Annotated in this window: 31 protein-coding genes; 27 read left to right on the top strand and 4 right to left on the bottom strand. The window is 69.6% G+C overall.

Annotated features, from left to right (window positions below):
• The 17 genes from ACFSL2_RS13540 (at nt 1) to rplQ (ending at nt 9,929) form a co-directional block, all read left to right on the top strand.
• Complete coding sequence (locus tag ACFSL2_RS13540; RefSeq protein ID WP_021480434.1) at nt 1-186, top strand: type Z 30S ribosomal protein S14; 186 nt, start codon at nt 1-3, stop codon at nt 184-186.
• A 73-nt stretch (nt 187-259) separates the two neighbouring features.
• Nucleotides 260-658, top strand: coding sequence for a 30S ribosomal protein S8 (gene rpsH, locus ACFSL2_RS13535; protein WP_377198368.1), 399 nt, complete (start codon nt 260-262; stop codon nt 656-658).
• A gap of 21 nt (nt 659-679) precedes the next feature.
• Entirely contained in the window at nt 680-1,216 is a 537-nt protein-coding gene (rplF, locus tag ACFSL2_RS13530) for a 50S ribosomal protein L6 (protein WP_377198367.1), read from the top strand.
• A gap of 2 nt (nt 1,217-1,218) precedes the next feature.
• Entirely contained in the window at nt 1,219-1,590 is a 372-nt protein-coding gene (gene rplR, locus ACFSL2_RS13525) for a 50S ribosomal protein L18 (protein WP_377198366.1), read from the top strand.
• A 31-nt stretch (nt 1,591-1,621) separates the two neighbouring features.
• Entirely contained in the window at nt 1,622-2,275 is a 654-nt protein-coding gene (gene rpsE / locus ACFSL2_RS13520) for a 30S ribosomal protein S5 (RefSeq protein WP_377198365.1), read from the top strand.
• Entirely contained in the window at nt 2,275-2,457 is a 183-nt protein-coding gene (gene rpmD, locus ACFSL2_RS13515; RefSeq protein WP_020016131.1) for a 50S ribosomal protein L30, read from the top strand. The genes rpsE and rpmD overlap by 1 nt, the downstream gene beginning before the upstream one ends.
• Nucleotides 2,458-2,459: 2 nt before the next feature.
• Nucleotides 2,460-2,912, top strand: coding sequence for a 50S ribosomal protein L15 (rplO, locus tag ACFSL2_RS13510; protein ID WP_377198364.1), 453 nt, complete (start codon nt 2,460-2,462; stop codon nt 2,910-2,912).
• Nucleotides 2,913-3,125: 213 nt separating this feature from the next.
• Entirely contained in the window at nt 3,126-4,421 is a 1,296-nt protein-coding gene (gene secY, locus ACFSL2_RS13505; protein ID WP_377198363.1) for a preprotein translocase subunit SecY, read from the top strand.
• 80 nt (nt 4,422-4,501) lie between these two features.
• Complete coding sequence (locus ACFSL2_RS13500) at nt 4,502-5,059, top strand: adenylate kinase (protein WP_377200822.1); 558 nt, start codon at nt 4,502-4,504, stop codon at nt 5,057-5,059.
• Between the two features lie 3 nt (nt 5,060-5,062).
• On the top strand, nt 5,063-5,950 hold the full coding sequence (gene map / locus ACFSL2_RS13495) for a type I methionyl aminopeptidase (RefSeq protein WP_377198362.1): 888 nt from the start codon (nt 5,063-5,065) through the stop codon (nt 5,948-5,950).
• Between the two features lie 69 nt (nt 5,951-6,019).
• Nucleotides 6,020-6,367: a hypothetical protein gene (locus ACFSL2_RS13490; protein WP_377198361.1), complete on the top strand. Its 348-nt coding sequence runs from the start codon at nt 6,020-6,022 to the stop codon at nt 6,365-6,367.
• 295 nt (nt 6,368-6,662) lie between these two features.
• Nucleotides 6,663-6,884: a translation initiation factor IF-1 gene (gene infA / locus ACFSL2_RS13485; protein WP_020016137.1), complete on the top strand. Its 222-nt coding sequence runs from the start codon at nt 6,663-6,665 to the stop codon at nt 6,882-6,884.
• A gap of 128 nt (nt 6,885-7,012) precedes the next feature.
• On the top strand, nt 7,013-7,126 hold the full coding sequence (rpmJ, locus tag ACFSL2_RS13480; protein ID WP_003956441.1) for a 50S ribosomal protein L36: 114 nt from the start codon (nt 7,013-7,015) through the stop codon (nt 7,124-7,126).
• A 184-nt stretch (nt 7,127-7,310) separates the two neighbouring features.
• The gene (rpsM, locus tag ACFSL2_RS13475) at nt 7,311-7,685 is read left to right on the top strand and encodes a 30S ribosomal protein S13 (protein ID WP_253869160.1); all 375 of its coding nucleotides are present in this window, start codon (nt 7,311-7,313) and stop codon (nt 7,683-7,685) included.
• A 75-nt stretch (nt 7,686-7,760) separates the two neighbouring features.
• Entirely contained in the window at nt 7,761-8,165 is a 405-nt protein-coding gene (gene rpsK / locus ACFSL2_RS13470; protein WP_377198360.1) for a 30S ribosomal protein S11, read from the top strand.
• 185 nt (nt 8,166-8,350) lie between these two features.
• On the top strand, nt 8,351-9,367 hold the full coding sequence (locus ACFSL2_RS13465) for a DNA-directed RNA polymerase subunit alpha (protein ID WP_129788496.1): 1,017 nt from the start codon (nt 8,351-8,353) through the stop codon (nt 9,365-9,367).
• A gap of 55 nt (nt 9,368-9,422) precedes the next feature.
• Entirely contained in the window at nt 9,423-9,929 is a 507-nt protein-coding gene (rplQ, locus tag ACFSL2_RS13460; protein ID WP_377198359.1) for a 50S ribosomal protein L17, read from the top strand.
• 149 nt (nt 9,930-10,078) lie between these two features.
• Here the strand turns inward: rplQ and ACFSL2_RS13455 are convergent, their stop codons facing one another.
• Nucleotides 10,079-10,837: an ROK family protein gene (locus tag ACFSL2_RS13455; protein ID WP_377198358.1), complete on the bottom strand. Its 759-nt coding sequence runs from the start codon at nt 10,835-10,837 to the stop codon at nt 10,079-10,081.
• Between the two features lie 39 nt (nt 10,838-10,876).
• On the opposite strand from ACFSL2_RS13455, the gene ACFSL2_RS13450 reads away from it, so the two are divergent.
• Entirely contained in the window at nt 10,877-11,794 is a 918-nt protein-coding gene (locus tag ACFSL2_RS13450; protein ID WP_377198357.1) for a tRNA pseudouridine synthase A, read from the top strand.
• Between the two features lie 80 nt (nt 11,795-11,874).
• Here ACFSL2_RS13450 and ACFSL2_RS13445 read toward each other — a convergent pair whose 3' ends face one another.
• Nucleotides 11,875-12,300, bottom strand: coding sequence for a DUF5709 domain-containing protein (locus ACFSL2_RS13445; RefSeq protein ID WP_377198356.1), 426 nt, complete (start codon nt 12,298-12,300; stop codon nt 11,875-11,877).
• Nucleotides 12,301-12,581: 281 nt separating this feature from the next.
• On the opposite strand from ACFSL2_RS13445, the gene rplM reads away from it, so the two are divergent.
• The 4 genes from rplM to ACFSL2_RS13425 all read left to right on the top strand — a co-directional run bounded on the left by rplM (nt 12,582) and on the right by ACFSL2_RS13425 (nt 16,024).
• A complete protein-coding gene (gene rplM, locus ACFSL2_RS13440) occupies nt 12,582-13,031 on the top strand; it encodes a 50S ribosomal protein L13 (protein ID WP_377198355.1) in 450 nt (149 codons plus the stop codon).
• Between the two features lie 43 nt (nt 13,032-13,074).
• Complete coding sequence (rpsI, locus tag ACFSL2_RS13435) at nt 13,075-13,560, top strand: 30S ribosomal protein S9 (RefSeq protein WP_377198354.1); 486 nt, start codon at nt 13,075-13,077, stop codon at nt 13,558-13,560.
• Nucleotides 13,561-13,775: 215 nt separating this feature from the next.
• Nucleotides 13,776-15,140 carry a phosphoglucosamine mutase gene (gene glmM, locus ACFSL2_RS13430; protein ID WP_377198353.1) on the top strand — a complete coding sequence of 455 codons (1,365 nt, stop codon included), beginning with the start codon at nt 13,776-13,778 and terminating at the stop codon, nt 15,138-15,140.
• 194 nt (nt 15,141-15,334) lie between these two features.
• On the top strand, nt 15,335-16,024 hold the full coding sequence (locus ACFSL2_RS13425) for a DedA family protein (protein WP_377198352.1): 690 nt from the start codon (nt 15,335-15,337) through the stop codon (nt 16,022-16,024).
• A gap of 24 nt (nt 16,025-16,048) precedes the next feature.
• Here the strand turns inward: ACFSL2_RS13425 and coaA are convergent, their stop codons facing one another.
• Entirely contained in the window at nt 16,049-17,044 is a 996-nt protein-coding gene (gene coaA, locus ACFSL2_RS13420; protein ID WP_377198351.1) for a type I pantothenate kinase, read from the bottom strand.
• Nucleotides 17,045-17,167: 123 nt separating this feature from the next.
• Here coaA and glmS point away from each other — a divergent pair, with 123 nt between their 5' ends.
• The 4 genes from glmS (at nt 17,168) to ACFSL2_RS13400 (ending at nt 21,318) form a co-directional block, all read left to right on the top strand.
• Nucleotides 17,168-19,069 (top strand): glutamine--fructose-6-phosphate transaminase (isomerizing), encoded by a 1,902-nt coding sequence (gene glmS, locus ACFSL2_RS13415; protein ID WP_377198350.1) that lies wholly within the window; start codon nt 17,168-17,170, stop codon nt 19,067-19,069.
• A gap of 356 nt (nt 19,070-19,425) precedes the next feature.
• Nucleotides 19,426-19,794, top strand: coding sequence for a nucleoside triphosphate pyrophosphohydrolase family protein (locus ACFSL2_RS13410; RefSeq protein ID WP_377198349.1), 369 nt, complete (start codon nt 19,426-19,428; stop codon nt 19,792-19,794).
• Between the two features lie 14 nt (nt 19,795-19,808).
• Nucleotides 19,809-20,651 (top strand): alpha/beta fold hydrolase, encoded by an 843-nt coding sequence (locus ACFSL2_RS13405; RefSeq protein ID WP_377198348.1) that lies wholly within the window; start codon nt 19,809-19,811, stop codon nt 20,649-20,651.
• 316 nt (nt 20,652-20,967) lie between these two features.
• Nucleotides 20,968-21,318, top strand: coding sequence for a holo-ACP synthase (locus ACFSL2_RS13400; RefSeq protein ID WP_377190291.1), 351 nt, complete (start codon nt 20,968-20,970; stop codon nt 21,316-21,318).
• Between the two features lie 17 nt (nt 21,319-21,335).
• On the opposite strand, the gene ACFSL2_RS13395 is transcribed toward ACFSL2_RS13400, so the two are convergent.
• Nucleotides 21,336-22,385, bottom strand: coding sequence for a TIGR03560 family F420-dependent LLM class oxidoreductase (locus ACFSL2_RS13395; protein ID WP_377198347.1), 1,050 nt, complete (start codon nt 22,383-22,385; stop codon nt 21,336-21,338).
• A 98-nt stretch (nt 22,386-22,483) separates the two neighbouring features.
• Between ACFSL2_RS13395 and ACFSL2_RS13390 the strand changes: the two genes are divergently transcribed.
• Nucleotides 22,484-24,232 (top strand): bifunctional ADP-dependent NAD(P)H-hydrate dehydratase/NAD(P)H-hydrate epimerase, encoded by a 1,749-nt coding sequence (locus ACFSL2_RS13390; protein ID WP_377198346.1) that lies wholly within the window; start codon nt 22,484-22,486, stop codon nt 24,230-24,232.
• Nucleotides 24,233-24,279 lie beyond the last annotated feature (47 nt).

Raw genomic sequence — 24,279 nt, 5'->3', positions numbered from 1 at the left:
ATGGCGAAGAAGGCCCTGATCAACAAGGCGGCCGCCAAGCCGAAGTTCGCGGTTCGCGCCTACACCCGGTGCCAGAAGTGCGGGCGACCGCACTCCGTTTACCGCAAGTTCGGCCTGTGCCGTATCTGCGTGCGGGAGATGGCCCACCGCGGCGAGCTTCCCGGCGTCACCAAGAGCAGCTGGTAACACAACTACGCCGTAGGTCTGTTCGGCCTTTGACGGCCGTTCGGATACCCCGGCGAGGAAGGGCAAGAGCCCGATGACTATGACCGACCCGATCGCAGACATGCTGACCCGTCTGCGTAACGCGAACTCGGCTCACCACGACACGGTCACCATGCCGTCGTCGAAGCTGAAGACGCACATTGCTGAGATCCTGCAGGCCGAGGGCTACATCGTCGGCTGGTCCGTGGAGGACGCCCAGGTGGGCAAGTCCCTCACGCTCGAGCTGAAGTACGGCCAGAACCGGGAGCGCGCCCTGGCGGGTGTGCGCCGCGTTTCCAAGCCCGGTCTGCGTGTCTACCGCAAGTCCACCGATCTGCCCAAGGTGCTCGGCGGCCTGGGCGTGGCCATCATGTCCACGTCCTCCGGCCTCCTCACCGACCGGCAGGCACAGGCCAAGGGCGTCGGCGGCGAAGTCCTCGCCTACGTCTGGTAATCCGGAAAGGAGAAAACGCCAATGTCTCGAATCGGCAAGCTTCCCGTTCCGGTCCCAGCCGGCGTGGACATCACTGTCAGCGGCGCGCTCGTGACCGTGAAGGGCCCCAAGGGTTCTCTCGAGCACAATGTGCCCGCCCCCATCAATGTCGCCCAGGAGGACGCCCAGCTCGTGGTGTCCCGTCCGGACGACGAGCGGAACTCCCGTGCGCTGCACGGCCTGACCCGCACCCTGATCTCCAACATGATCGTCGGTGTGACGCAGGGCTACGAGAAGAAGCTCGAGATCGTCGGTACTGGTTACCGCGTCGTGGCGAAGGGCTCCGGCCTCGAGTTCGCGCTCGGCTTCAGCCACCCTGTCGTCGTCGAGGCGCCTGAGGGCGTCACGTTCGCTGTCGAGAGCCCCACCAAGTTCTCGGTCTCGGGCATCGACAAGCAGCGCGTCGGCGAGGTCGCAGCGAACATTCGCAAGATCCGCAAGCCTGAGCCCTACAAGGGCAAGGGCGTGCGTTACGCCGGCGAGAACGTCCGCCGCAAGGTCGGAAAGGCTGGTAAGTGACGATGACTATCAAGATCCTGGGTAAGGGCAAGTCCGTCGCTCGTCAGCGCCGTCACCTGCGCCTGCGCAAGAAGATCACTGGCACCGCCGTTCGTCCGCGTCTGGTCGTCACCCGCTCCTCGCGTCACATGGTGGCGCAGGTCGTGGACGACAACGTGGGCAAGACCGTCGCGTCGGCGTCGACCCTTGAGGCCGACCTGCGTGCGTTCGACGGCGACAAGACGGCCAAGGCCCGCAAGATCGGCGAGCTCGTCGCCGAGCGTGCCAAGGCTGTCGGCGTCGACACCGTCGTGTTCGACCGCGGCGGCAACAAGTACCACGGTCGCGTCGCTGCAGTGGCTGACGGCGCCCGCGAGGGCGGTCTGGCCCTGTGATGATCAACGCACGGAAGAAGAGGACTCTCTGATGGCTGCAGGGCAGCGCAGCGGCGCCCCCCAGGGTGCCGCCACCGAGAACAAGGACCGTAACGACCGCCGTGGTGGCGGCCGCCGGGACGACCGTCGCGGGGGTCGCGAGGAGAAGAGCGCCTTCGTCGAGAAGGTCGTCTCCATCAACCGCGTCTCCAAGGTCGTCAAGGGCGGACGCCGCTTCAGCTTCACCGCGCTCGTCGTGGTGGGTGACGGCGACGGTACCGTCGGCGTCGGCTACGGCAAGGCCAAGGAGGTGCCCGCGGCGATCGCCAAGGGTGTTGAGGAGGCGAAGAAGAACTTCTTCCGCGTCCCGCGCATCCAGGGCACCATTCCCCACCCCATCCAGGGCGAGAAGGCCGCCGGTGTCGTGTTCCTGCGTCCGGCGTCGCCGGGTACCGGTGTGATCGCCGGTGGTCCGGTGCGCGCCGTGCTGGAGTGCGCCGGCATTCACGACGTGCTGAGCAAGTCGCTCGGTTCGTCGAACGCGATCAACATCGTGCACGCCACGGTGGCGGCCCTGCAGGGCCTCGAGGAGCCGGCTGCTGTTGCCGCTCGTCGTGGCCTCCCGCTCGAGGACGTGGCCCCGGCCGCGCTCCTGCGCGCGCAGGCCGCTGGTCGTGCCGAGTCGACTGCAAAGGCGGGTGCGTGATGGCTCGACTCAAGGTGACTCAGACCAAGTCCGCCATCGGCGGCAAGCAGAACCAGCGTGACACGCTGCGAACCCTCGGCCTCAAGCGGATCGGCGACACCGCCGTGAAGGAGGACCGTGCGGAGATTCGTGGCATGGTCAAGACGGTGGCGCACCTCGTCGCCGTCGAGGAGGTCGAGTGATCATGGCGGAGAACAAGCCGCTGAAGATGCACCACCTCCGTCCGGCCCCCGGCGCCAAGACCGCGAAGACCCGTGTGGGTCGTGGTGAGGCGTCGAAGGGCAAGACGGCAGGTCGTGGTACCAAGGGTACGAAGGCTCGTTACCAGGTTCCCGCCGGCTTCGAGGGTGGGCAGATGCCTCTGCACATGCGCCTCCCGAAGCTGCGTGGGTTCAAGAACCCGTTCCGCGTGGAGTTCCAGGTCGTGAACCTGGACAAGCTCTCCGCGCTGTTCCCCGAGGGTGGCTCCGTCACCGTCGAGGACCTCGTCGCCAAGGGGGCGGTCCGCAAGGGCCAGCCCGTGAAGGTGCTCGGCAACGGTGAGATCACCGTCAAGCTCGAGATCGCGGTCGACCGCGTCTCGGCGTCCGCCAAGGACAAGATCCTGGCGGCCGGCGGTACGGTTTCGGAGGCCTGAGACAGCTCCAGGGCCGGCGGCGCATGATGCGCGGCCGGCCCTGTGTGCTCTCTTGAGAAAATTCAGGGGCTCTCGTGGTCAGAGAGACCCCGTGAGCAACGTAGAATCCGACACGGTCCGGCTGCACCGTTGTGGTCTGGCCCACGTTCGACACACCTCGCCGGTGTCCTGCCGGCGACACGATATCCCGCAACGGCGGGCCAGGAGGATAGGGTGCTCAGCGCTTTCGGCCGGGCTTTCCGGACGCCAGACCTGCGGCGCAAGCTGCTGTTCACGATCGCGATCATGGCGATCTTCCGGCTCGGGTCGTTCATCCCGACTCCCGGCGTGGACTACGCGAACGTGCAGCAATGTATCGCTGGGCAGGGTGACAACACACTGCTCGGCCTGATCAACGTGTTCAGCGGCGGAGCTCTGCTCCAGCTGTCGATCTTCGCCCTCGGGATCATGCCGTACATCACGGCGAGCATCATCGTGCAGCTGCTTCGCGTGGTGATCCCACGCTTCGAGGCGCTGCAGAAGGAGGGCCAGTCGGGTCAGACCAAGCTGACCCAGTACACGCGTTACCTGACCATCGGTCTCGCGATCCTGCAGTCCACCACCGTCATCACGACGGCGCGTCAGGGCCTGCTGTTCCAGGGCTGTCAAGTCCCCGTCATCCCGGACGACAGCGTGCTGACCTCGATCTACATGGTCATCACCATGACCGCCGGTACCGGCCTCGTCATGTGGCTCGGTGAGCTGATCACCGAGCGCGGCGTCGGCAACGGCATGTCGCTCCTGATCTTCACGTCGATCGCGGCGAGCTTCCCGACGTCGCTCTGGTCGATCGCCGGTGGCGCCAACGGCGTCGTCAACTTCACGGTCATGATCCTCGTGATCATCCTGGTGATCGGTCTCGTGGTCTTCGTCGAGCAGTCGCAGCGGCGCATCCCCGTGCAGTACGCGAAGCGCATGGTCGGCCGCCGGATGTACGGTGGCACCAGCACGTACATCCCGATCAAGATCAACATGTCGGGCGTCATCCCCGTGATCTTCGCCGCGTCGATCCTCGCGGTGCCGGGCCTCCTCGCCCAGTTCGGGGACCAGGGATCCGATTGGGTCGTCTGGATCAGCAACAACCTGGTCGAGCAGTCGTCGCCGCTGTACATCGCGGTGTACACGCTGATGATCATCTTCTTCTGCTTCTTCTACACGTCGATCACGTTCAACCCGGACGAGGTCGCGGACAACATGAAGAAGTACGGCGGCTTCATCCCTGGCATCCGCGCCGGCCGCCCCACGGCGGAGTACCTCGACTTCGTGATCACCCGGATCACCTCCGCCGGTTCCCTGTACCTCGCGCTGGTCGCGCTGATCCCGACGCTGGTGCTCGTCTTCCTCGGAGTCAGCACGAGCCTGCCCTTCGGCGGTGCCTCGATCCTCATCGTGGTCGGTGTCGGGCTGGATACGGTCAAGCAGATCGATTCGCAGCTGCAGCAGCGCCACTACGAAGGATTCCTCCGTTGAGCCAGACCCCCACCACCACCTCTCGCCGCGAGCTGCACGCTCGTCCGGACCAGGAGGGCCAGGTCACCCGCCTGGTCATCATGGGCCCGCAGGGCGCGGGAAAGGGCACGCAGGCCGCCCGGCTCGCCGACGTCTTCGGGATCGTCCCGATCTCGACGGGCGACATCTTCCGCGCGAACATCGCGGGGGAGACCGAGCTGGGCAAGCTTGCGCAGGAGTACACGAACAAGGGCGACCTGGTCCCGGACGAGGTCACCAACGCGATGGTCAAGGACCGTCTCGCGGAGCCGGACGTCAAGCAGGGCTTCATCCTCGACGGGTACCCGCGCAACGCGGCCCAGGTCACGGAGCTCGACCAGATCCTGGCTGGCCTCGGCTGGGAGCTGGACGGCGTCATCGAGCTGACGGCGGACCGTGCGGAGCTCCTGTCGCGCATCGCGAAGCGTGCCGAGGAAGAGGGGCGTGACGACGACACCGAGGAGGCGATCGCGCGCCGCCTCGACATCTACGCGGAGCAGACCGCACCGCTGACGGCTGCGTACGCCGAGCGCAACCTGCTGGTCCAGGTCGACGGGCTCGGCGAGATCGCCGAGGTCACCGACCGCATCGTCGCCGCACTCGCGGCCCAGCTGGGCTGAGGCGTGGTCTTCGGGCGAGAGCGGATCGAGTACAAGACGCCGGACCAGGTGCGCCTCATGCGGCGCGCCGGTCTGGTGGTCGCGGAGACTCTCGCCGCGGTGCGGGCCGCGGCCCGGCCCGGTCTGACGACCGCGGACCTGGACGCGGTGGCCGCCCGGGCGATCGACGACGCCGGTGCGGCGCCGTCGTTCCTCGGTTACCACGGGTTCACGGGCGTGATCTGCACGTCGGTCAACGACGAGGTCATCCACGGGATCCCGGGCAGCCGGGTGCTCGAGGCGGGTGACCTCGTCTCGATCGACTGCGGGGCGATCGTCGAGGGATGGCACGGCGACTCGGCCATCTCCTTCGTCCTGGGCCGCGACGGCGCGCTGGACCACAAGCTGCCCGACGACGACCTGGTCGCCGCGGGTGCCGACCTCGCCGACATCGCGCTGGTCCGGACGACGGAGGCCGCCATGTGGGCGGGTATCGCCGCCCTGGCGTCCGCGAAGCGGCTGAACGCCGTCGGTGAGGCGGTCGAGGCCGCCGTCGAGATGGCGGGTGAGTTCGGCGGGGTCGAGTACGGCATCGTCGAGGACTACGTGGGGCACGGCATCGGCAGTGCGATGCACCAGCCGCCGGACGTGCACAACTACAAGACCTCGGCCTCCGGACCGCGCCTGCGCACCGGGATGTGCCTCGCGATCGAGCCGATGATCGCTCGCGGTGGTGCCGAGACCAGCGTCCTGGAGGACGACTGGACGGTCGTGACCGTCGACGGGTCGCGTGCGGCCCACTGGGAACACTCCACGGCGATCATGGAGGACGGCATCGTCGTCCTCACCGCCATCGACGGGGGAGCGGAGCGCCTCGGCGTGTTCGGGGTGGAGCCGGTCGTGCTCGGCTGAGCCGGCCGGTCCGGTGCGACTTTCACCCGGAGCCTATTTAAGTTGTGTTCAGTTGGCTACGATCGGCTCGTGACCGATGACGCGCACACCTCGCGAACCCTCTCCGCCCTGCGACCGGGCGTCCGGCGGCTCGGCCGCTGGTTCGCCATCTGGGGCGGCCGCCTCGCTCGGAGCCCTTTCCTGTGGGTCGGCATCGTGCTCGGGTTCGGTACGTCGCTCCTGGTGTGGGAGTCGGTGCTCCTGCTGGGCGTGGTGGTGTGGCTGTCCGGCGTCTGGCTCTGGAAGGCACGCGCCACGCCGGTGCTCGTCGCGCTCGGTCTGGGCATCGTGCTCGGCTGGCTCCCGATGCTCTTCTTCTTCGTGGGCAGCCTGCCGCACACCATGGTCGGCCTGCCCGGGGTCGAGTACGACCTCTGAACGAGAGCCGCGTGGCGAGCCTCACGCCCGCCGGCGACCCGCGCCGTCGTCCTGCGCTTTGAATGCTTTCCGAAGTGACGTAGGCTGGACCGCTGGGTGTAGTCCGTTCAACGCCTCCAGTTCTTGACAGGGTGCCACGGCGCCTGCCGGTCCCCGCGCGAGCGGGGCGCAGGCCGAGGCACACGAGGTAGGCGGCATACGGACACACACGACATCCACACCCGACTGTCGGCTCCGCAGGGATACTGCGGTGCCGTGGGCGTGGAAGCAGTCACGACGAGAGTTAGCGGAGGATATGGCAAAGAAGGACGGTGTCATCGAGATCGAGGGCAGCGTGATCGAGGCTCTGCCGAACGCGATGTTCCGCGTGGAGCTGTCGAACGGTCACAAGGTTCTCGCGCACATCTCGGGCAAGATGCGTCAGCACTACATCCGGATCCTTCCCGAGGACCGCGTGGTGGTGGAGCTCAGCCCGTACGACCTGTCCCGCGGCCGGATCGTCTACCGCTACAAGTAGTCAGTCCCCGATCCGGGGCTACGTCGTCCACGGCCTGGCCGGAGGTGACGTCGCCGCAAGATCGACCACCCACGACACTGCTGCGTGCGCGCCGGGAGACCGGACGTTCGTTGCGGAGGAAAAATCCGATGAAGGTCAAGCCGAGCGTCAAGAAGATCTGCGACAAGTGCAAGGTGATTCGCCGGCACGGTCGCGTCATGGTGATCTGCGACAACCTGCGCCACAAGCAGCGCCAGGGCTGATCACACCCCGGGCAACCGCCCGGGTCGGTGGCTGAGGCCACCACCAGCGCACCACCTCGAACCTCACCCCGCGGGCAACCGTGCAGGGAGAGGGGAACCCTCGGTCCGGAGGCCGGGGCCCGCGTGATTCGCGGGATGGCGGTGCGGCAGACCTCCGACGAGCAGTACAGGAGCCGGAAGGCACATGGCACGTCTTATCGGCGTCGACCTCCCCCGCGACAAGCGGCTTGAGGTTGCGCTCACTTACATCTTCGGTGTGGGTCGTACCCGCGCGAAGGAGACCCTGGCCGCCACGGGCATCAGCCCGGACGTCCGCGTGAAGGACCTCGGCGACGCCGAGCTCGTTGCGCTCCGTGACCACCTCGAGGGCAACTTCAAGCTCGAGGGTGACCTCCGCCGTGAGGTCGCGGCCGATATCCGCCGCAAGGTCGAGATCGGCACCTACCAGGGCATCCGCCACCGTCGCGGACTGCCGGTGCGTGGTCAGCGCACCAAGACCAACGCGCGTACCCGCAAGGGTCCCAAGCGCACCGTCGCGGGCAAGAAGAAGGCCCGCTGATAGCAGTCCGTGGAGCGGTCGGCTCATCGAGCTGAGACCGCCCCGGTCCGATCAGACCAGGAGATTTCAGAACACATGCCTCCCAAGACTCGCGCCGCCGCCGGCCGCAAGCCCCGCCGCAAGGACAAGAAGAACGTCCCGCTCGGCCAGGCGCACATCAAGTCCACCTTCAACAACACGATCATCTCGATCACCGACCCGACCGGTGCTGTGGTGTCGTGGGCGTCCGCCGGCCACGTCGGCTTCAAGGGCTCCCGCAAGTCCACCCCGTACGCCGCGCAGATGGCCGCCGAGTCGGCTGCGCGCCGCGCACAGGAGCACGGCGTCAAGAAGGTCGACGTGTTCGTGAAGGGCCCGGGTTCCGGTCGCGAGACCGCCATCCGTTCGCTCCAGGCGACCGGCCTCGAGGTCGGCTCGATCCAGGACGTGACGCCCCAGGCTCACAACGGCTGCCGCCCCCCGAAGCGTCGCCGCGTCTGATATCCGTCGCGCCGCGGTGCGGCCACGCAGCCCCAGGGTTGCGGAGCCGCACCGCGACCGCGACGTTCGCTCACCGTTCGCGGTGAGCACCTTCGCCCGGACGGTGACAGAGATCCGCCTGGGCTGCGAGAGATCGCATGCCGTGATGCGTCATATAGCGGACGCACACTGAAAGGACACCCACAGTGCTCATCGCACAGCGCCCCACGCTGACCGAAGAGGTCATCTCGGAGAGCCGTTCCCGCTTCTCCATCGAGCCGCTCGAGCCTGGCTTCGGCTACACGCTCGGCAACTCGATGCGTCGCACCCTGCTGTCGTCCATCCCGGGCGCGGCCGTCACGTCCATCCGTATCGACGGTGTGCTGCACGAGTTCAGCACCGTGTCGGGCGTGAAGGAAGACGTCACCGAGATCATCCTCAACATCAAGAACCTCGTCGTCTCCTCGGAGAACGACGAGCCCGTCGTGATGTACCTGCGCAAGCAGGGCGCCGGCATCGTGACCGCCGCGGACATCGTTCCGCCGGCGGGGGTCGAGGTCCACAACCCCGACCTGCACATCGCCACCCTCAACGACAAGGGCAAGCTCGAGATCGAGCTGACCGTCGAGCGGGGTCGTGGGTACGTGTCCGCCGCGCAGAACAAGCAGTTCGACGCGGAGATCGGGCGCATCCCGGTTGACTCGATCTACTCGCCGGTCCTCAAGGTCACGTACAAGGTCGAGGCCACCCGAGTCGAGCAGCGCACCGACTTCGACAAGCTCATTGTCGACGTCGAGACGAAGCAGGCAATCACGCCTCGCGACGCGCTCGCCTCGGCTGGCAAGACCCTGGTCGAGCTGTTCGGCCTGGCACGTGAGCTGAACGTCGAGGCCGAGGGCATCGAGATCGGCCCGTCGCCGACGGACACCGCGCTGGCCGCGGACCTGGCGCTGCCGATCGAGGAGCTCAACCTCACCATCCGTTCGTACAACTGCCTCAAGCGCGAGGGCATCCACCAGGTGGGCGAGCTCGTGGCTCGCAGCGAGGCGGACCTGCTCGACATCCGCAACTTCGGTGCCAAGTCGATCACCGAGGTCAAGGAGAAGCTGGCCGAGCTCGGCCTCAGCCTCAAGGACTCGCCGCTGGACTTCGATCCGGCCGGCGCTTCGTACTTCGAGGGTGGCGACTCCGCGGCCTACAGCGGCGACGAGCAGTCGTACTGACGTCCCGCGTCCGGTCTAGGCCGGACGCGCGGAACCACTTCCAAGGAGACAAGTAATGCCTACCCCCACCAAGGGTCCGCGGCTCGGCGGTAGCCCGGCTCACGAGCGCCTGATTCTCGCGAACCTGTCGACCTCCCTCTTCGAGCACGGCCGCATCACCACCACGGAGACCAAGGCCAAGCGCCTGCGTCCCCTGGCTGAGCGCCTGATCACGTTCGCGAAGAAGGGCGACCTGTCCGCGCGTCGTCGCGTGCTGACCGTCGTGCGTGACAAGGGCGTGGTGCACACGCTCTTCACCGAGATCGCCCCGGCCATGGCCGAGCGCAACGGTGGCTACACGCGCATCACCAAGATCGGCACCCGCAAGGGCGACAACGCGCCGATGGCGGTCATCGAGCTCATCACCGAGCCCGTGAGCCCCAAGCAGGCCGTCGTCAAGGAGGCCACCAAGGCCGCCGAGAAGTCCGCGCCCGTCGAGGACGCCCCGGCTGAGGACGTCCAGGACGCCCCGGTCGAGGACGCTCCGGCTGAGGAGACCACGGAGGAGAAGAAGGAGGCCTGAGTCTCTTTCTTCCCTGCACGACGCCGGGCCGCACCTTCCGTACGGAGGGTGCGGCCCGGCGTCGTCCGGCGAGCTCGGTCCGGCGCGCTACCCAGCGATTGTGACCAGAACCCACGTAAATTCCGGGCACAATCGCTGGCTGGGCGGAGCTAGGACGCCGGGAGGTCCCAGGCTCGTGCGCCGCCGATCAGCGCGGCCGAGTTGGGCACGATGACGACGTCGTCGCCGAGCCGGGCGAGGGCCGACGGCGTGATGCACCGGGCGTTCCCGCCACCGATGTAGAGCCGGTCCCAGAGGAAGACGGGGCGCAGGCCGTCGACGACGGAGACGACGCGGCGCGACCACAGCCCGTCACCGAGCCGACGGCGTTCCGGCTCGCCGATGTACTGGTCGTAGGTCAGGCTGCGGCGCACGGGGGCGTGGGACCACTCCAGGTGCGGCGCGATGCGCCCGCCGTGGAACATGGCCGTCCCGAGACCGGTGCCCAGGGTGACGACGAGCTCGAGCCCCGAGGCCGCGACGACGCCGGCGCCGTGCACCTCGGCGTCGTTCAGGACGAGCGCAGGCAGGCCGAGCCGCTGCGTGACCGCCGCTCGCATGTCGAAGTTGCGCCAGGCCTCCAGCAGCGGGGGCAGCACGCGGGAGCGTGGCCCCGACCGGGTGATGTAGTGCGGCGTGTGCACCACGACGCCGCTGCGGATCATGCCCGGCAGGCCGACCGTGACCCGCGCGGCTGCCGGCAGGTCGGTGGCGATCTTCGCGATCGTGTCGACGAGCAGCTCGGGTGGGAGCGGGTACGGGGTCGGCACGCGAACCGGCGTTGCGTGCGCGGTGCCGGACGTGTCGAGGACCGCCGCCTTGATCCCGCCGCCGCCGCAGTCGACCGCCAGCGTGAGGATGTCTGCCATGACGTCACTGTACGAAGCCCGGAGCCGAGATCGGGGAGGATGGCCTACGTGAACGAGTTCATCAGGGCCCGCCTCGACCTCGCCTACGACGGAACGGACTTCGCCGGCTGGGCACGTCAGCCAGGTCTGCGCACCGTGGAAGGAGCCCTCGAGGAAGGGCTCGCGCGGGTCCTGCGCAGCGAGCAGCTCGGCCGGCCGACACCCCGGTTCACCGTTGCCGGCCGCACCGACTCGGGCGTCCACGCGCGGGGCCAGGTGGCGCACGTCGACATCGAGGCGAGTGCCTGGGCCGCTCTCCCCGGGCGCTCCGGACGCTCCAGCAGGACCCCGGCGGAGGCGTTGGTGTCCCGGCTGACCGGCGTGCTCCCGACCGACGTCGTCGTGCGCGCGGCGGTGCCGGCCCCGCCGGGGTTCGACGCACGCTTCTCGGCCCTGCGGCGCCGCTACACCTACCGGATCGCCGATGCGCCCGAGCTGCGGGACCCGCTGCGCGGAAGGCACGTCCTGTGGTCCCGCAAGCCGCTCGACGTCGCCGCGATGGACCACGCGGTGCGGCCGCTCACCGGGGTGCGCGACTTCGCCTCGTACTGCAAGCCGCGGCCCGGGGCGACGACCATCCGCGAGCTGCAGCGCATCGCCTGGGAGCGGCCCACCGACGGGCCGGACGCCGGGCTCGCAGTCGCGCACGTGGTCGCCGACGCGTTCTGCCACAACATGGTGCGCGCGCTGGTCGGCGCATCGATCGCGGTGGGGGAGGGGCGCCGCCCCGAGAGCTGGCCGGCGGACCTCCTGGCCAGCCGCCGCCGGGACGCGGGGGTCTTCGTCGTGCCGCCGGAAGGGCTGTGCCTCGAGGAGATCACGTTCCCGCCGGACGAGGAGCTCGCGGCGCGCGCCGACGCCGTCCGGGCGAAGCGGATGGACGAGGACGTCTGGGAAGAGACGGCCGGCGTGAAATAGAGCTCTGGCGAGGCGGGACCGCCGGTGCGCTGCGGTGCTGCCTCGCCAGAGCCCTACCTCGGCACGGTGCTATCTCGTGGTCACGGCTCGTCGACCCAGTGGACCGCTGCCTCCTCGGCGCTGGCTCCCGCGCCGTCGATGCCCGCATCCGTGCCGTACACGTCGTTCTCGCGGCGGCCGTCCTCGCCGGCGTAGTTGCCGGGGTCCGCCTCGGGGTCGGACACGAGCCGGCCCGCGCGTGAGGTGTCGGTCCGGTCGAGGGGGTCAGCCTGCCAGACGTCCGGCTCCTCCTCGCGCAGGCGCTGGTCCATCGGCTCGCCGTGCCGCTCCTCCCACGAGGTCTCGCCCCAGTGGTTGCTGCGCGGACGCTCCGGCGGGGAGTAGCCCTCGTCGAGCACGTCCTTGGGGCCTCGGTCCATGAGGGTGTCCTCGAACGGAAGCTGGTCGGTGTCGCCGTCGGCCGGAGTCTCCGGACCTGGTGTCGTTGCTGGAGTCTCGCCACTCATCTTCCTACGGTGACACCAGATCGTCGTGGCCGCCACAGGCGACGTGTCGAACCTCATGGTCATCGGGGTGGATCGGCACCCGCTTCGCTTTGACCCCCGGGGAAGCAGCCAGGTACTCTGATGAGTCGTTGTGCTTTGTCACGACGTTCCTGCGTCAGCATCGAGCCCACTCGTGTGCCGACGAACGGCCCGGACGTCAATCTGACCCCCGCGCACAACGACCTGACTCATCGGGCGCTGCTTCTCGCCCGACGACACCGAAAACGAAAAGGTTACGAACCGTGCGTACGTACACCCCCAAGCCCGGCGACGTCCAGCGCGACTGGTACGTCGTCGACGCGACCGACGTCGTCCTGGGCCGCCTGGCAAGCCAGGTCGCCACACTGCTGCGCGGGAAGCACAAGCCGACTTTCGCCCCGCACGTCGACGGTGGTGACTTCGTCATCATCATCAACGCGGACAAGGTCGCGCTGAGCGGCAACAAGCGCGAGACCAAGATGGCTTACCGCCACTCGGGTTACCCGGGCGGCCTCACTGCCACCCCGTACGGCGAGTTCCTGGACACCAAGCCGGAACGCGCCATCGAGAAGGCTGTGCGCGGCATGATCCCCAAGACCTCGCTCGGTCGGGAGCAGATGACCCACCTGAAGGTCTATGCAGGTTCTGAGCACCCGCACACGGCGCAGCAGGCCAAGCCGTTCGAGATCACCCAGGTTTCGCAGCAGGCCTGAGGCCGCTGCCGGATCGCAACGCGAAGGACGCGAGGACACCACAGTGGCCGAGACCACCGTCGACATCGAGCAGGGCGCCGAGACGCCCAGCAACTACACCACCGAGACTGCCGCACCCGCAACGCGCGGCTCGTCCATCACCGCCCCGGCTCAGGCCCTCGGGCGCCGCAAGGAGGCCGTGGCGCGCGTGCGCCTCGTCCCCGGCACCGGCACCTGGAAGATCAACGGCCGCACCCTCGAGGAGTACTTCCCGAACAAGGTGCACCAGCAGCTGGTCAACAGCCCGCTGAACCTGGTCGAGGTCGAGGGCCGGTTCGACGTCATCGCCCGTATCACGGGTGGCGGCACGTCGGGCCAGGCCGGCGCTCTGCGCCTGGGCATCGCCCGTGCGCTGAACGAGATCGACGAGGACGCGAACCGCGCCGAGCTCAAGAAGGCCGGCTTCCTTCGGCGTGACGACCGCAAGGTCGAGCGCAAGAAGGCCGGCCTCAAGAAGGCCCGTAAGGCTCCGCAGTACTCGAAGCGCTGACCGACGCCGAGATCGCAGGCCCGGACCGAGGTACGAGGTCCGGCCCTGCGGCCCGGCAGAGCAGGCGCGGCATGCACAGCGTGCGCTGATTCCGGCGCGCTGCTGTCGATGGCTCCGCTGAACAGTGTCGACACTGTTCAGGGGGGCCATCTGCATTTCCGGCAAGTGCCGGAGGCCCACTACGGTGGGATCCGAACGATCTGAGGAGAACCGGCATGGGCAGGCTGTTCGGCACCGACGGAGTTCGGGGTCTCGCCAACAAGGACATCACGGCGGAGCTGGCGCTGGAGCTGGGCGCCGCCGCCGCGCGGGTGCTGACCGCGCAGGGCGAGCTGCTGGGGCCGCGTCCGCGCGCGGTCGTCGGGCGAGATACACGCGCCTCCGGGGAGTTCCTCGCGGGTGCCGTCGCCGCGGGCCTCGCGTCGGCGGGGGTGGACGTGGTGATGCTCAACGTGCTGCCCACGCCCGCCCTGGCCTACCTCGTCACGGAGCTGGAGGCCGACCTGGGTGTCATGGTCTCCGCCTCGCACAACCCGATGCCCGACAACGGGATCAAGTTCTTCGCGCGCGGTGGGCTCAAGCTCGACGACGCCGTCGAGGACGCCATCCAGGCCACGCTCGGCGACGAGTGGGAGCGTCCGACGGGCGCGGACGTCGGACGGATCCGTACCGACGGTCAGGCCGCCGCCGAACGCTACGTGCGGCACCTGACCGACAGTGTCGGGACCACTCCCGACCACCGGCCGCTCGAGGGCCTGCGCATCGCTCTGGACTGCGCCAACGGCGCCGCGAGCGAGGTGGGCCCGGACGCGCTGCGCGCCGCGGGGGCCGACGTCGTGGTGATGAACGCCAGCCCGGACGGCCGGAACATCAACGAGAAGTGCGGTTCCACCCACCCGGAGCAGCTCCAGGCCGTCGTCGTGGCCTCGGAGGCCGACTTCGGTGTCGCGTTCGACGGCGACGCCGACCGCTGTCTCGCCGTCGACCACACCGGTGCCATCGTGGACGGCGACCAGATCCTCGGGATTCTCGCCGGCGCGCTCCAGGAGGAGGGTCGCCTGCCCGGCGACACCCTCGTCGTGACCGTGATGAGCAACCTCGGGCTGATCCTGGCGATGCGGGAGCGCGGCATCAGGACCGTGCAGACCGCCGTCGGTGACCGGTACGTGCTGGAGGAGATGCGCGCCAAGGGCTTCGGGCTCGGCGGCGAGCAGTCCGGCCACATCATCCTGGCCGACCACGCCACCACGGGCGACGGCGTCCTCTCGGCCCTGCACCTCGCCGCACGGGTCAAGGCGTCGGGCAAGCGGCTGGCCGACCTCGCGGGCGACATCGAACGCCTCCCGCAGACCCTCGTCAACGTGCGCGGGGTGGACAAGTCCCGGGCCGGTACCGACGAAGGCGTGCAGGCCGCCGTGGCCGACGCGACGGCGCGTCTCGGCGACACCGGGCGGGTGCTCCTGCGCCAGTCCGGCACCGAACCGCTGGTGCGGGTCATGGTCGAGGCTCCGGCACAGGACGAGGCGGACAAGGTGGCCGAGGACCTGGCCGCCGTCGTGCGGGAGCGGCTCACGCTGTAGGCCCGCGTGCCGGACCGGCGCACGTGGTGACCGGCAGGCAGGCGTGAACGCTCCGTGAATCCTTGGGAAGCGGGGTTCTACCAGGGGGACCCCTGATGCCATTCAGGGGTCCCCCTTGCGTAGGCTGACCGCAGGCGCTAAGAGGTGCCGTCATCCGCCCCCGGGTAGTGCCCGGCCGAGACTTTCGAGGTCCCGTGCTCGAACTCATTTCCACAGTCCTGAGCGCCACCGAGGCTTGGATCCTCGCGATGGCAGCCTCGCCGTGGATCTACCCGGCGATGTTCGCGTTCGCGACGATCGACGGATTCTTCCCGCCGCTGCCGAGCGAGTCCGTCGTGATCACGCTGGCCGTGTCGGCACACACCACCGGCACACCCTGGATGTGGCTGGTCCTGCTGACGGCAGCGGCAGGGGCGTGGGTGGGCGACCAGATCGCCTACCAGATCGGGCACCTGATCGGAACCGAGCGAGTGCCGTTCCTGCGCGGCCCGCGCGGACGTCGGGCGGTGGCCTGGGCGGAGCGTGCACTGACCCGCCGTGGGGCGTCCTTCATCCTGGCGGCGCGCTACGTGCCGATCGGCCGGGTCGCCGTGAACATGACGGCGGGCGCCGTCAGCTACCCCCGTCGTCGGTTCATGGTCATCGCGGCGATCGCCGCGGTCATGTGGGCGCTCTACTCGGCCGGTATCGGGCTGGTCGCCGCACAGTGGCTCGGCCACGACCCGCTGCTGGCGATCAGCATCGGCGTGGTGCTGGGGGTCGCGATGGGCTTCGTCGTGGACAAGGTGGTCGGCTGGTTCTCGCGCCGTGAGCACGACGAGGAACCGGACGACGCCGAGGCCGACACCACCAGGGTGACCGTTCCGCCGTCGGAAGCCGGCTGAGCCCGACGGTCGCGGGACGGTCGGTCAGAGCTTGCGGAGGCGGACCCGCTGCACCGCGTGGTCCGATCCCTTGGTGAGCACCAGCGTCGCGCGGCCCCGCGTGGGGATGATGTTCTTCTCGAGGTTCGGCGCGTTGATGGACTCCCAGATCTTCAGGGCCCGCTCCGTCGCCTCCTGGTCGGAGAGTGACGCGTACCGCCGGAAGTAGGAGTCGGGCTTGGTGAACGCGGTCCGGCGCAGCTCGAGGAACCTGTCCACGTACCACTGCCTGATGTTTCGCGTCCGGGCATCCACGTAGATCGAGAAGTCGAAGAAGTCGCTCACCGCGACGGTCGACTCGTCGACGGCGGACGGACGCGCCGGCTGCAGCACGTTGAGACCCTCGACGATGAGCACGTCGGGCTTGCGCACCACCACTTCCTTGCCGGGCACGATGTCGTACGTGACGTGCGAGTACACGGGCGCGCGGACCTCGGCCTGGCCTGCCTTGATCCGGGAGAGGAAGCGGATCAGCGCGCGCCGGTCGTACGACTCGGGAAAGCCCTTGTGCTCCATCAGGCCACGCTTCTCGAGCTCGGCGTTCGGGTACAGGAACCCGTCCGTCGTGATGAGCTCGACGCGCGGTGTCTCGGGCCAGCGGGCGAGCATCTCGCGCAGCACCCGCGCCGTCGTCGACTTGCCGACGGCGACCGAGCCTGCCACCCCGATGACGTATGGCGTGCGCGGGGGGTCCTCGTGCAGAAAGGTGGACGTCGCGTCGTGCAGGCCACCCGTGGCCATCACGTACAGGTTGAGCAGGCGTGACAGGGGGCGGTAGATCGCGTCGACCTCGGCCAGGTCGATGGGATCGCCGAGACCCCGCAGGCGCTCGACGTCCTCGTCGGTCAGCGGCAGCGGTGTAGAGGCCGACAGGCGGCTCCAGGCCGCACGGTCGAGATCCACGTAGGGCGAGGACGGGGCGAGGGCCAGCAGGTGCTCGCCATGGTCCGTCGTCGGGAACTGGGAAACCACCTGCAGCATTGTGCCCCAACCGGACGCTGGAATCGCTACCGCCCCTCGGGAGGGCGCCACGCGGTGTGTGCGGAAGGTGGCGTGTGAGCCCGGTCATGGGGGCAGGTCAGGACCATCGCTAGACTCGCCCGCATGTGTGGGATTGTGGGTTACACGGGAACTGCTGCGACTACGGGAGACGGCAACGCCTCAGGTGCCGCCACGGCGTCGGGCATGCCCCTTGCCGTGGCCATCGAAGGGCTGCGCAGACTGGAGTATCGCGGCTACGACTCGGCCGGCGTCGCGCTCGTCGCGCCGGGGCTGGACGGTGTCGCCTGGGCCAAGAAGTCGGGCAAGCTCGCCAACCTGATCGAGGCGCTCGACCAGGATCCGCTGCCCGAGGCCACCGCCGCGATCGGCCACACCCGCTGGGCCACGCACGGCGGTCCCACCGACGCCAACGCGCACCCGCACCTGGCCGACGGCGACCGGCTCGCCGTGATCCACAACGGCATCGTCGAGAACTTCGCCCAGCTCAAGGCCGAGCTCCTGGCCGACGGCGTGACGTTCCGCTCGGAAACCGACACCGAGGTGGCCGCGCACCTCGTGGCCAAGGCGTACCGCGAGACGGGGAACCTGACCGAGGCCATGACGGCCGTGGCCGGCCGACTGCACGGCACGTTCACGCTGCTCGCGGTCCACGCGGACGCCCCCGAGACCGTGGTGGGCGCGCGGCACGACTCCCCGCTCGTGGTGGGCCTCGGCGACGGGGAGAACTTCCTCGGGTCCGACGTCGCCGCGTTCATCGCGCACACCAAGGAGGCCCTCGAGCTGGGCCAGGACCAGGTGGTGACGATCACGCCGACGTCGGTGGCCGTGACCGACTTCGACGGCAAGCCCGCCGAGGCCAAGCGCTACACCGTGGACTGGGACGCCGCCGCCGCGGAGAAGGGTGGCTTCGCGTCCTTCATGGACAAGGAGATCCACGACCAGCCGCAGGCCGTCGCCGACACGCTGCTCGGCCGTACCGACGCCACCGGCGCACTCGTGCTGGACGACCTGCGCATCGACGAGTCGGTGCTGCGCGCGGTGAACAAGATCATCGTCGTGGCCTGTGGCACCGCCGCCTACTCCGGGCACGTGGCCAAGTACGCGATCGAGCACTGGTGCCGCATCCCGGTCGAGGTCGAGCTGGCGCACGAGTTCCGCTACCGCGACCCGATCGTCGACGAGCGCACCCTGGTCGTCGCCGTGACGCAGTCCGGCGAGACCATGGACACGCTCATGGCCGTGCGCCACGCGCGCGAGCAGGGCGCCAAGGTCATCTCCATCGTCAACACCCACGGCTCGACGATCCCGCGTGAGTCCGACGCCGTGCTCTACACCCACGCCGGTCCCGAGATCGCCGTCGCCTCCACCAAGGCGTTCCTCGCCCAGATCACCGCCGCCTACTTGCTGGGCCTGTACCTGGCGCAGCTGCGCGGCAACAAGTTCCCCGACGAGATCGTGGCCCTGCTCGACGAGCTGCGCGACATGCCGCGCAAGATCCAGACGGTCATCGAGCGCGGCGAGTACGTACGCGCGACCGCCCGGTCCATGGAGAAGTCCGACAAGGTGCTGTTCCTCGGTCGCCACGTCGGGTTCCCGGTGGCGCTGGAGGGTGCACTCAAGCTCAAGGAGCTCGCGTACATCCACGCGGAGGGCTTCGCCGCGGGCGAGCTCAAGCACGGCCCGATCGCCCTGATCGACGAGGGCCAGCCCGTGTTCGTCGTGGTGCCCTCGCCGCGCGGACGTGACTCCCTGCACTCCAAGGTGGTCTCCAACATCCAGGAGATCCGCGCCCGTGGCGCGCGCACCCTCGTGATCGCCGAGGACGGCGACGACGAGGTCCGCAAGTACGCCGACGAGGTGTTCTGGATCCCGCAGGCCCCCACGCTGCTCCAGCCGCTGCTGGCCGTGGTGCCGCTGCAGATCTTCGCGATGGCGCTCGCGACCGCGAAGGGCCTGGACGTGGACCAGCCGCGCAACCTCGCCAAGTCCGTGACCGTGGAGTAGCGGACGGGGCGGGTCCCTGCACCGAGGTGCTGGGGTGGGGCTCGGGTGTGTCGGGCCGCAGGTTGGTCGTGGGTCCGGGTGTCGAGCCGCAGGTTGGTCGTGGGTCCGGGTGCCGAGCCGCAAGTTGGTCGTGAATCTGGTGTCGAGCCGCAGGAAGATCGTCGATCTGGGCTCGGATGGACGCGTGGGTTGCGGTTGGGCGCCGGGTTTCACGTCCAGGTTGCGGTTCGGCGCGGGTGACGGTCGTGGATGGACGCGCGACTTGCGGTTCGGTCCGTGGACAGTCGTGGGTGGACGCGTGACTTGCGGTTCGGCCCCGGCGCGGCGAGTGGAGCGGCTGTGGGACGCTCGGCGGCGTGGACCTCAAGAATCTCTCCGACGAAGTCGAGATCATCAGCCGCGTCTACGCGCGCGTGCACGGGGTGGAGCGCACCGACGACTGGCTCATGCTGAAGCTCCACGAGGAGGTCGGCGAGCTCACGCAGGCGTTTCTCAACCTCTCGGGTCGCTCGCGGGATCGCGGCTCGTCCGAGGAGGAGATCCGCGACGCCTTCCGCGGGGAGGTCGCCGACGCGCTGGCGCAGCTGCTGCTCGTGGCCCGGCGGTTCGACGTGGACCTGCCTGAGGAGCTGGACCGCAAGTGGTTCCGCTGGCGGCACCTGGTCCGGCCGGAGGACACCGCTGGTATCCGGGATGTCGGAGGTGCCGTCTACCCTCTGGGCTGACGAGAGGAGCACACGTGGCGTACGTGGAGGTCGACGGGGTTCGGGTGCACTACGTGGAGCACGGGCCGAGCGGGCCCGGAGTGATCACGGTGGTGCTGGTCCACGGGTTCTCGGTGGACCACCGGATCATGACCGGCGGGTTCGAGCCGGTCTTCGCGGAGCGACCCGGCTGGCGGCGCGTCTACGTCGACCTGCCGGGCATGGGGCGTACGTCGGCGTCCGACGTCGCGAGCACCGACGACGTCTTCCGGATCCTGCGCGGTGCCGTCGAGGCGTTGGTGCCCGATGGCCCGTACGTCGTCGTCGGCCAGTCGTACGGCGGCTACCTGGTGCGGGGGCTCGCCGCCGCCGACGGCGGACGGGTGATCGGGCTGGCCGCCGTGGTTCCCGTGGTGGAACCGCGCCATGAGCTGCGGCAGCTTCCGGGGCGCCAGGTGCTGGTGCGGGATCCGGCGCTGGCCGAACGGGTCGGTACCGAGGTGCTCGAGGCGGACGAGATCCTCGTGGTGCAGACGGAGGAGACCTGGCAGGCGACCCAGCGGCAGGTGGAGCCCGGACTGGCAGCGGCCGACCCGGCGGCGATCCTGCGGATCGAGGCGAGCTACGCGGGGACCTTCTCCGTCGAACCGGCGCCGTTCGAGCATCCGGTGCTCCTCGTGGTCGGCCGGCAGGACTCGATCACCGGCTACCGCGACGTGTGGGAGCTGGTCGAGCACTACCCGCGGGCGACCTTCGCGGTCCTCGACCGCGCGGGCCACGCGCTGAGCATCGAGCAGCATGAGGTGTTCGAGGCGTTGGTGGGCGAGTGGCTGGACCGCGTCGAGGCGGAGGCCGACGCTTTGCCCACGAGCAGGTAGCCCGCCTCCGACGAGCCCAGCAGGCAGCGGGCGGCGTCAGCCGGACACGGCGACGAACACGAGCAGGCTGATGATGGCCGCGATCACGACGCCGAAGACCACGACCATGACCACGGGGAAGGGGAGCTTGTCGTCGTCCTCGGGCACGGTGCCTCCTACGCATGAAAGGTGGCGCTCTGCCGGTACGATGCAGGCGCCACCTTTACCTCTACATTACTGGAACAGAGTGCCTGAAAACGGGCATCACGCGCAAGGCGAAAGCGCACGGGACGCGGATGAAATCAGCGGTGGTCGCCGGCGACCTTAGGCTGAGCCAATGATCATCGGGACGGGCATCGACGTGGTCGACGTGAACCGGTTCATGGAGACCCTCGACCGCACGCCCCGGCTGCGCGAGAAGCTCTTCACCGAGGTCGAGCGCGAGCTGCCGCCGAGCTCCCTGGCCGCTCGGTTCGCGGCCAAGGAAGCCATCGCGAAGTCGCTCGGCGCCCCGGGGAACCTCCGCTGGCACGACGTCACCGTGCACCGCACGGTGGGCGGCCCCCCTCGCATCGACGCGAGCGGCACCGTCGCCGCCCGCGCCGCCGAGCTCGGTGTGCGCACCTGGCACATCACGATCTCGCACGATGCGGGAATCGCGTCGGCGATGGTGATCGCGGAGGGCTGACGCCCGAGCTCCCGGCCCTACTGGAGCTCCGGGATGACCTGCTTCTCGAAGAGCTCGAGGCCGGACTGGTCGTAGGCCGCCTCCTGGAAGTAGGTGATCGCGTACTCCAGACCACGGCCCCGCATGTCCCGCAGCCGCTCGACGATCTGCTCCGGGGTGCCGACCAGTAGCCCATCGCGCCAGGTGTTGATCTCCAGGTCCGCCTTCTCGGGGGCCCACGTGCGCAGGTGCGCCTCGATCCAGGCCAAGCGCTCGGCGACGTCGGCCTCGGTCTCGCCGATCACCACGTTGTAGTCGGCGGACCGGGTGATCTCGCCGAAGTCCCGGCCGACGTCCTTGCAGTGCCCCTCCAGCACGCGCGACTTGTGCGCGAAGCCCTCCGGCGAGCCGTCGAAGTTCGTGTACTGGGCGTGCTGCGCGGCGATGCGCAGCGTCTTCTTCTCACCGCCACCGGCGATCCACAGGGGGACGGAGGGCACCTCGGCGCCACCGTCGCCCACCGGGAGCTGCTGGAGGGGCTGCGGATAGCAGAGGGCGCCGTCCACCTGGTAGCGCTTGCCCTCGAAGGTGCCGGAGGAGCCGGTGCGCCACATGTTCGCCATGATCTGCACGCCCTCGTCGAGCGCCCGGAGCCGCTCGCCGGCGGACGGGAAGCCGTGGCCGTAGGCGCGCCACTCGTGCTCGTACCACCCTGCGCCGATACCCATCTCGACGCGTCCGCCGGAGACGGTGTCGACGGTCGAGGCGATCTTCGCCAGGTGGGCCGGGTTGCGGTACGCCATGCACGTACACATCTGCCCCAGGCGGATGCGCTGCGTGGCTGCCGCGAACGCGGCCATGAGCGTCCAGGCCTCGTGCGTGGCCTCGCTCGTCACCTGCGGCACGGTGTGGAAGTGGTCGTAGACCCACACCGACTCCCAGGCGAACTCGCCGCCGGGAACGGCCTCACCGGCCGCCTGGTTCTCCGCGCGGTGCACGAGGGACAGCATGGAAGCCCATTGGTCGGCGGGCGCGATGTCGACCAGGTCGAGGCGCCAGCCCTGCGGGATGAAGAGTCCGAATCGCATGGCCCGACCTTATGCCGACCAGGTTCCGGAGGGGAGGGCTCGTCCACAATGCCGGGGTTTGGTACCTCGGAGGGCGGCGGAAGCGGCACTATAGGACTGTGAAAGACGCATGGAGTTCCGACGAGGTACGAAAGGCCGAAGAGCCACTGATCGCAGCCGGCGAGCCGCTCATGGCCAGAGCGGCGTATGCGCTGGCGCAGACGGTGCTCCGGGAGGTAGGGGCCCGTCCTGCCGACGGACGGGCCCCTGGCTACCGGCCCGGACGCCCGAGTGGCACGCGCTTGCGCGGCAGCCTCGGTTCCGACGGCCTCCCCGGCAGGGCCAGGGCTCGAGCCCGCCGGATGGCGGGCTCCAGAGGTGACGTGCGCGGTGCGCAGGCACTCCTGCTCGTCGGCCCGGGCAACAACGGCGGCGACACCCTGTTCGCCGGCGCCCACCTCGCGCGTCGCGGCATGAGGGTCACCGCCGTCCTGGCATCGACGCGCGCGCACGAGGACGGGCTCGCCGCATTCCGGGTGGCCGGCGGCAAGGTGCTCACGCTCGCCGACATCCGGGTCCCCTCCGTGGTCCGGTCCGCCCTCGAGTCCGACGTGATCCTCGACGGCCTCGTCGGCGTCGGCGCGCGGGGCGCACTGCGCCCGCCCGCCGGCGGTCTCGTGCGGACGCTCGCCGAAGCGCGCGAGACCGCGGGCGAGCGCTGGCCGTACACCGTCGCCGTCGACATCCCGAGCGGGATCGGCGTGGACGACGGCGTGGTGCTGGGCCCCGTCCTGCCCGCCGACCGTACGGTCACGTTCGGCGCCCTCAAGCCCGGCCTGCTCCTGCCGCCGGCGGCGCACCTCGCCGGCGAGGTCGAGCTCATCGACGTCGGATTTCCTCCCGTCTCGGGCAGCGAGGGATGGGGCGCGATCTGGGGCGTGACGACCGGGCGGCACGCCATGGCCGGTACCGACCCGGCAGCCGGCCGCGTGCGGCGGGTGGAGCCGGCCGACGTGGCCGCCCTGTGGCCGACGCCGAGCCCGCACGACCACAAGTACACGCGAGGCGTCGTCGGCGTGATCGCCGGGACGACCACCTACCCGGGGGCAGCGGTCCTCGCGACGTCGGGCGCCGTGCTGGCCGGACCCGGCATGGTGCGCTACCTGGGCCCCGAGGCGGTCGGCAGCCGCGTGCTGCTCGAGCGCCCCGAGGTCGTCGTGACGGGCGGACGCGTCCAGTCCTGGGTGCTCGGACCCGGTGTCCCCGCGGTCGACCCGGAGGCCGGACCGGACGGCGACGGCCAGGCCCGCCGGATCTTCGGGGCGCTCGCGGCCGTGACGGGGGTGCTGTCCGAGGATGTCACCGGCGGCAAGATGCCCGCCGTCATCGACGCGGGTGCGCTCACCATGCTGGAGCACCGACTCCCGGCGTGGGCGGTGCTGACCCCGCACGCCGGGGAGCTGGCGGAGCTGCTCCAGGGGCTCGGACACGACGTGGACCGGGCGGCGGTCGAGGCCCAGCCGTTGCACTGGGTGCGCACGGCGCACCAGGCAACCGGGGCGACGGTGCTGCTCAAGGGTGCGATCACCGTGGTGGCGGGGCCCGGCGACGCCTACGCCCAGGCCGACGCGCCGGCCTGGACGGCTACTGCAGGGGCCGGCGACGTGCTCGCCGGGATCCTGGGCACGCTGCTGGCCGGCCGCTCCGCCGACGTCGTCGAGGACGAGACCCTCGCCGCCCGGCTCGCGGCGGTCGCGGTGCTGGTGCACGGCCGTGCGGCAGCGCGAGCGTCCGCCGGGGGCCCTGTGGCGGCGCTGGAGATCGCGCGGGCCGTCCCGGCCGTGGTCGCCGAGCTGCTGCGCGACTGACGCCGGCGGCCCGGACCGACCCGGCAGGCCGGGCGTTAGGGTGGCCC

It is taken from the genome of Promicromonospora aerolata, assembly GCF_042682255.1.
GTDB lineage: Bacteria > Actinomycetota > Actinomycetes > Actinomycetales > Cellulomonadaceae > Promicromonospora > Promicromonospora aerolata.
The sequence above is the reverse complement of the archived record's forward strand: the minus strand, read 5'-3'. Positions and strand labels throughout refer to the sequence as shown.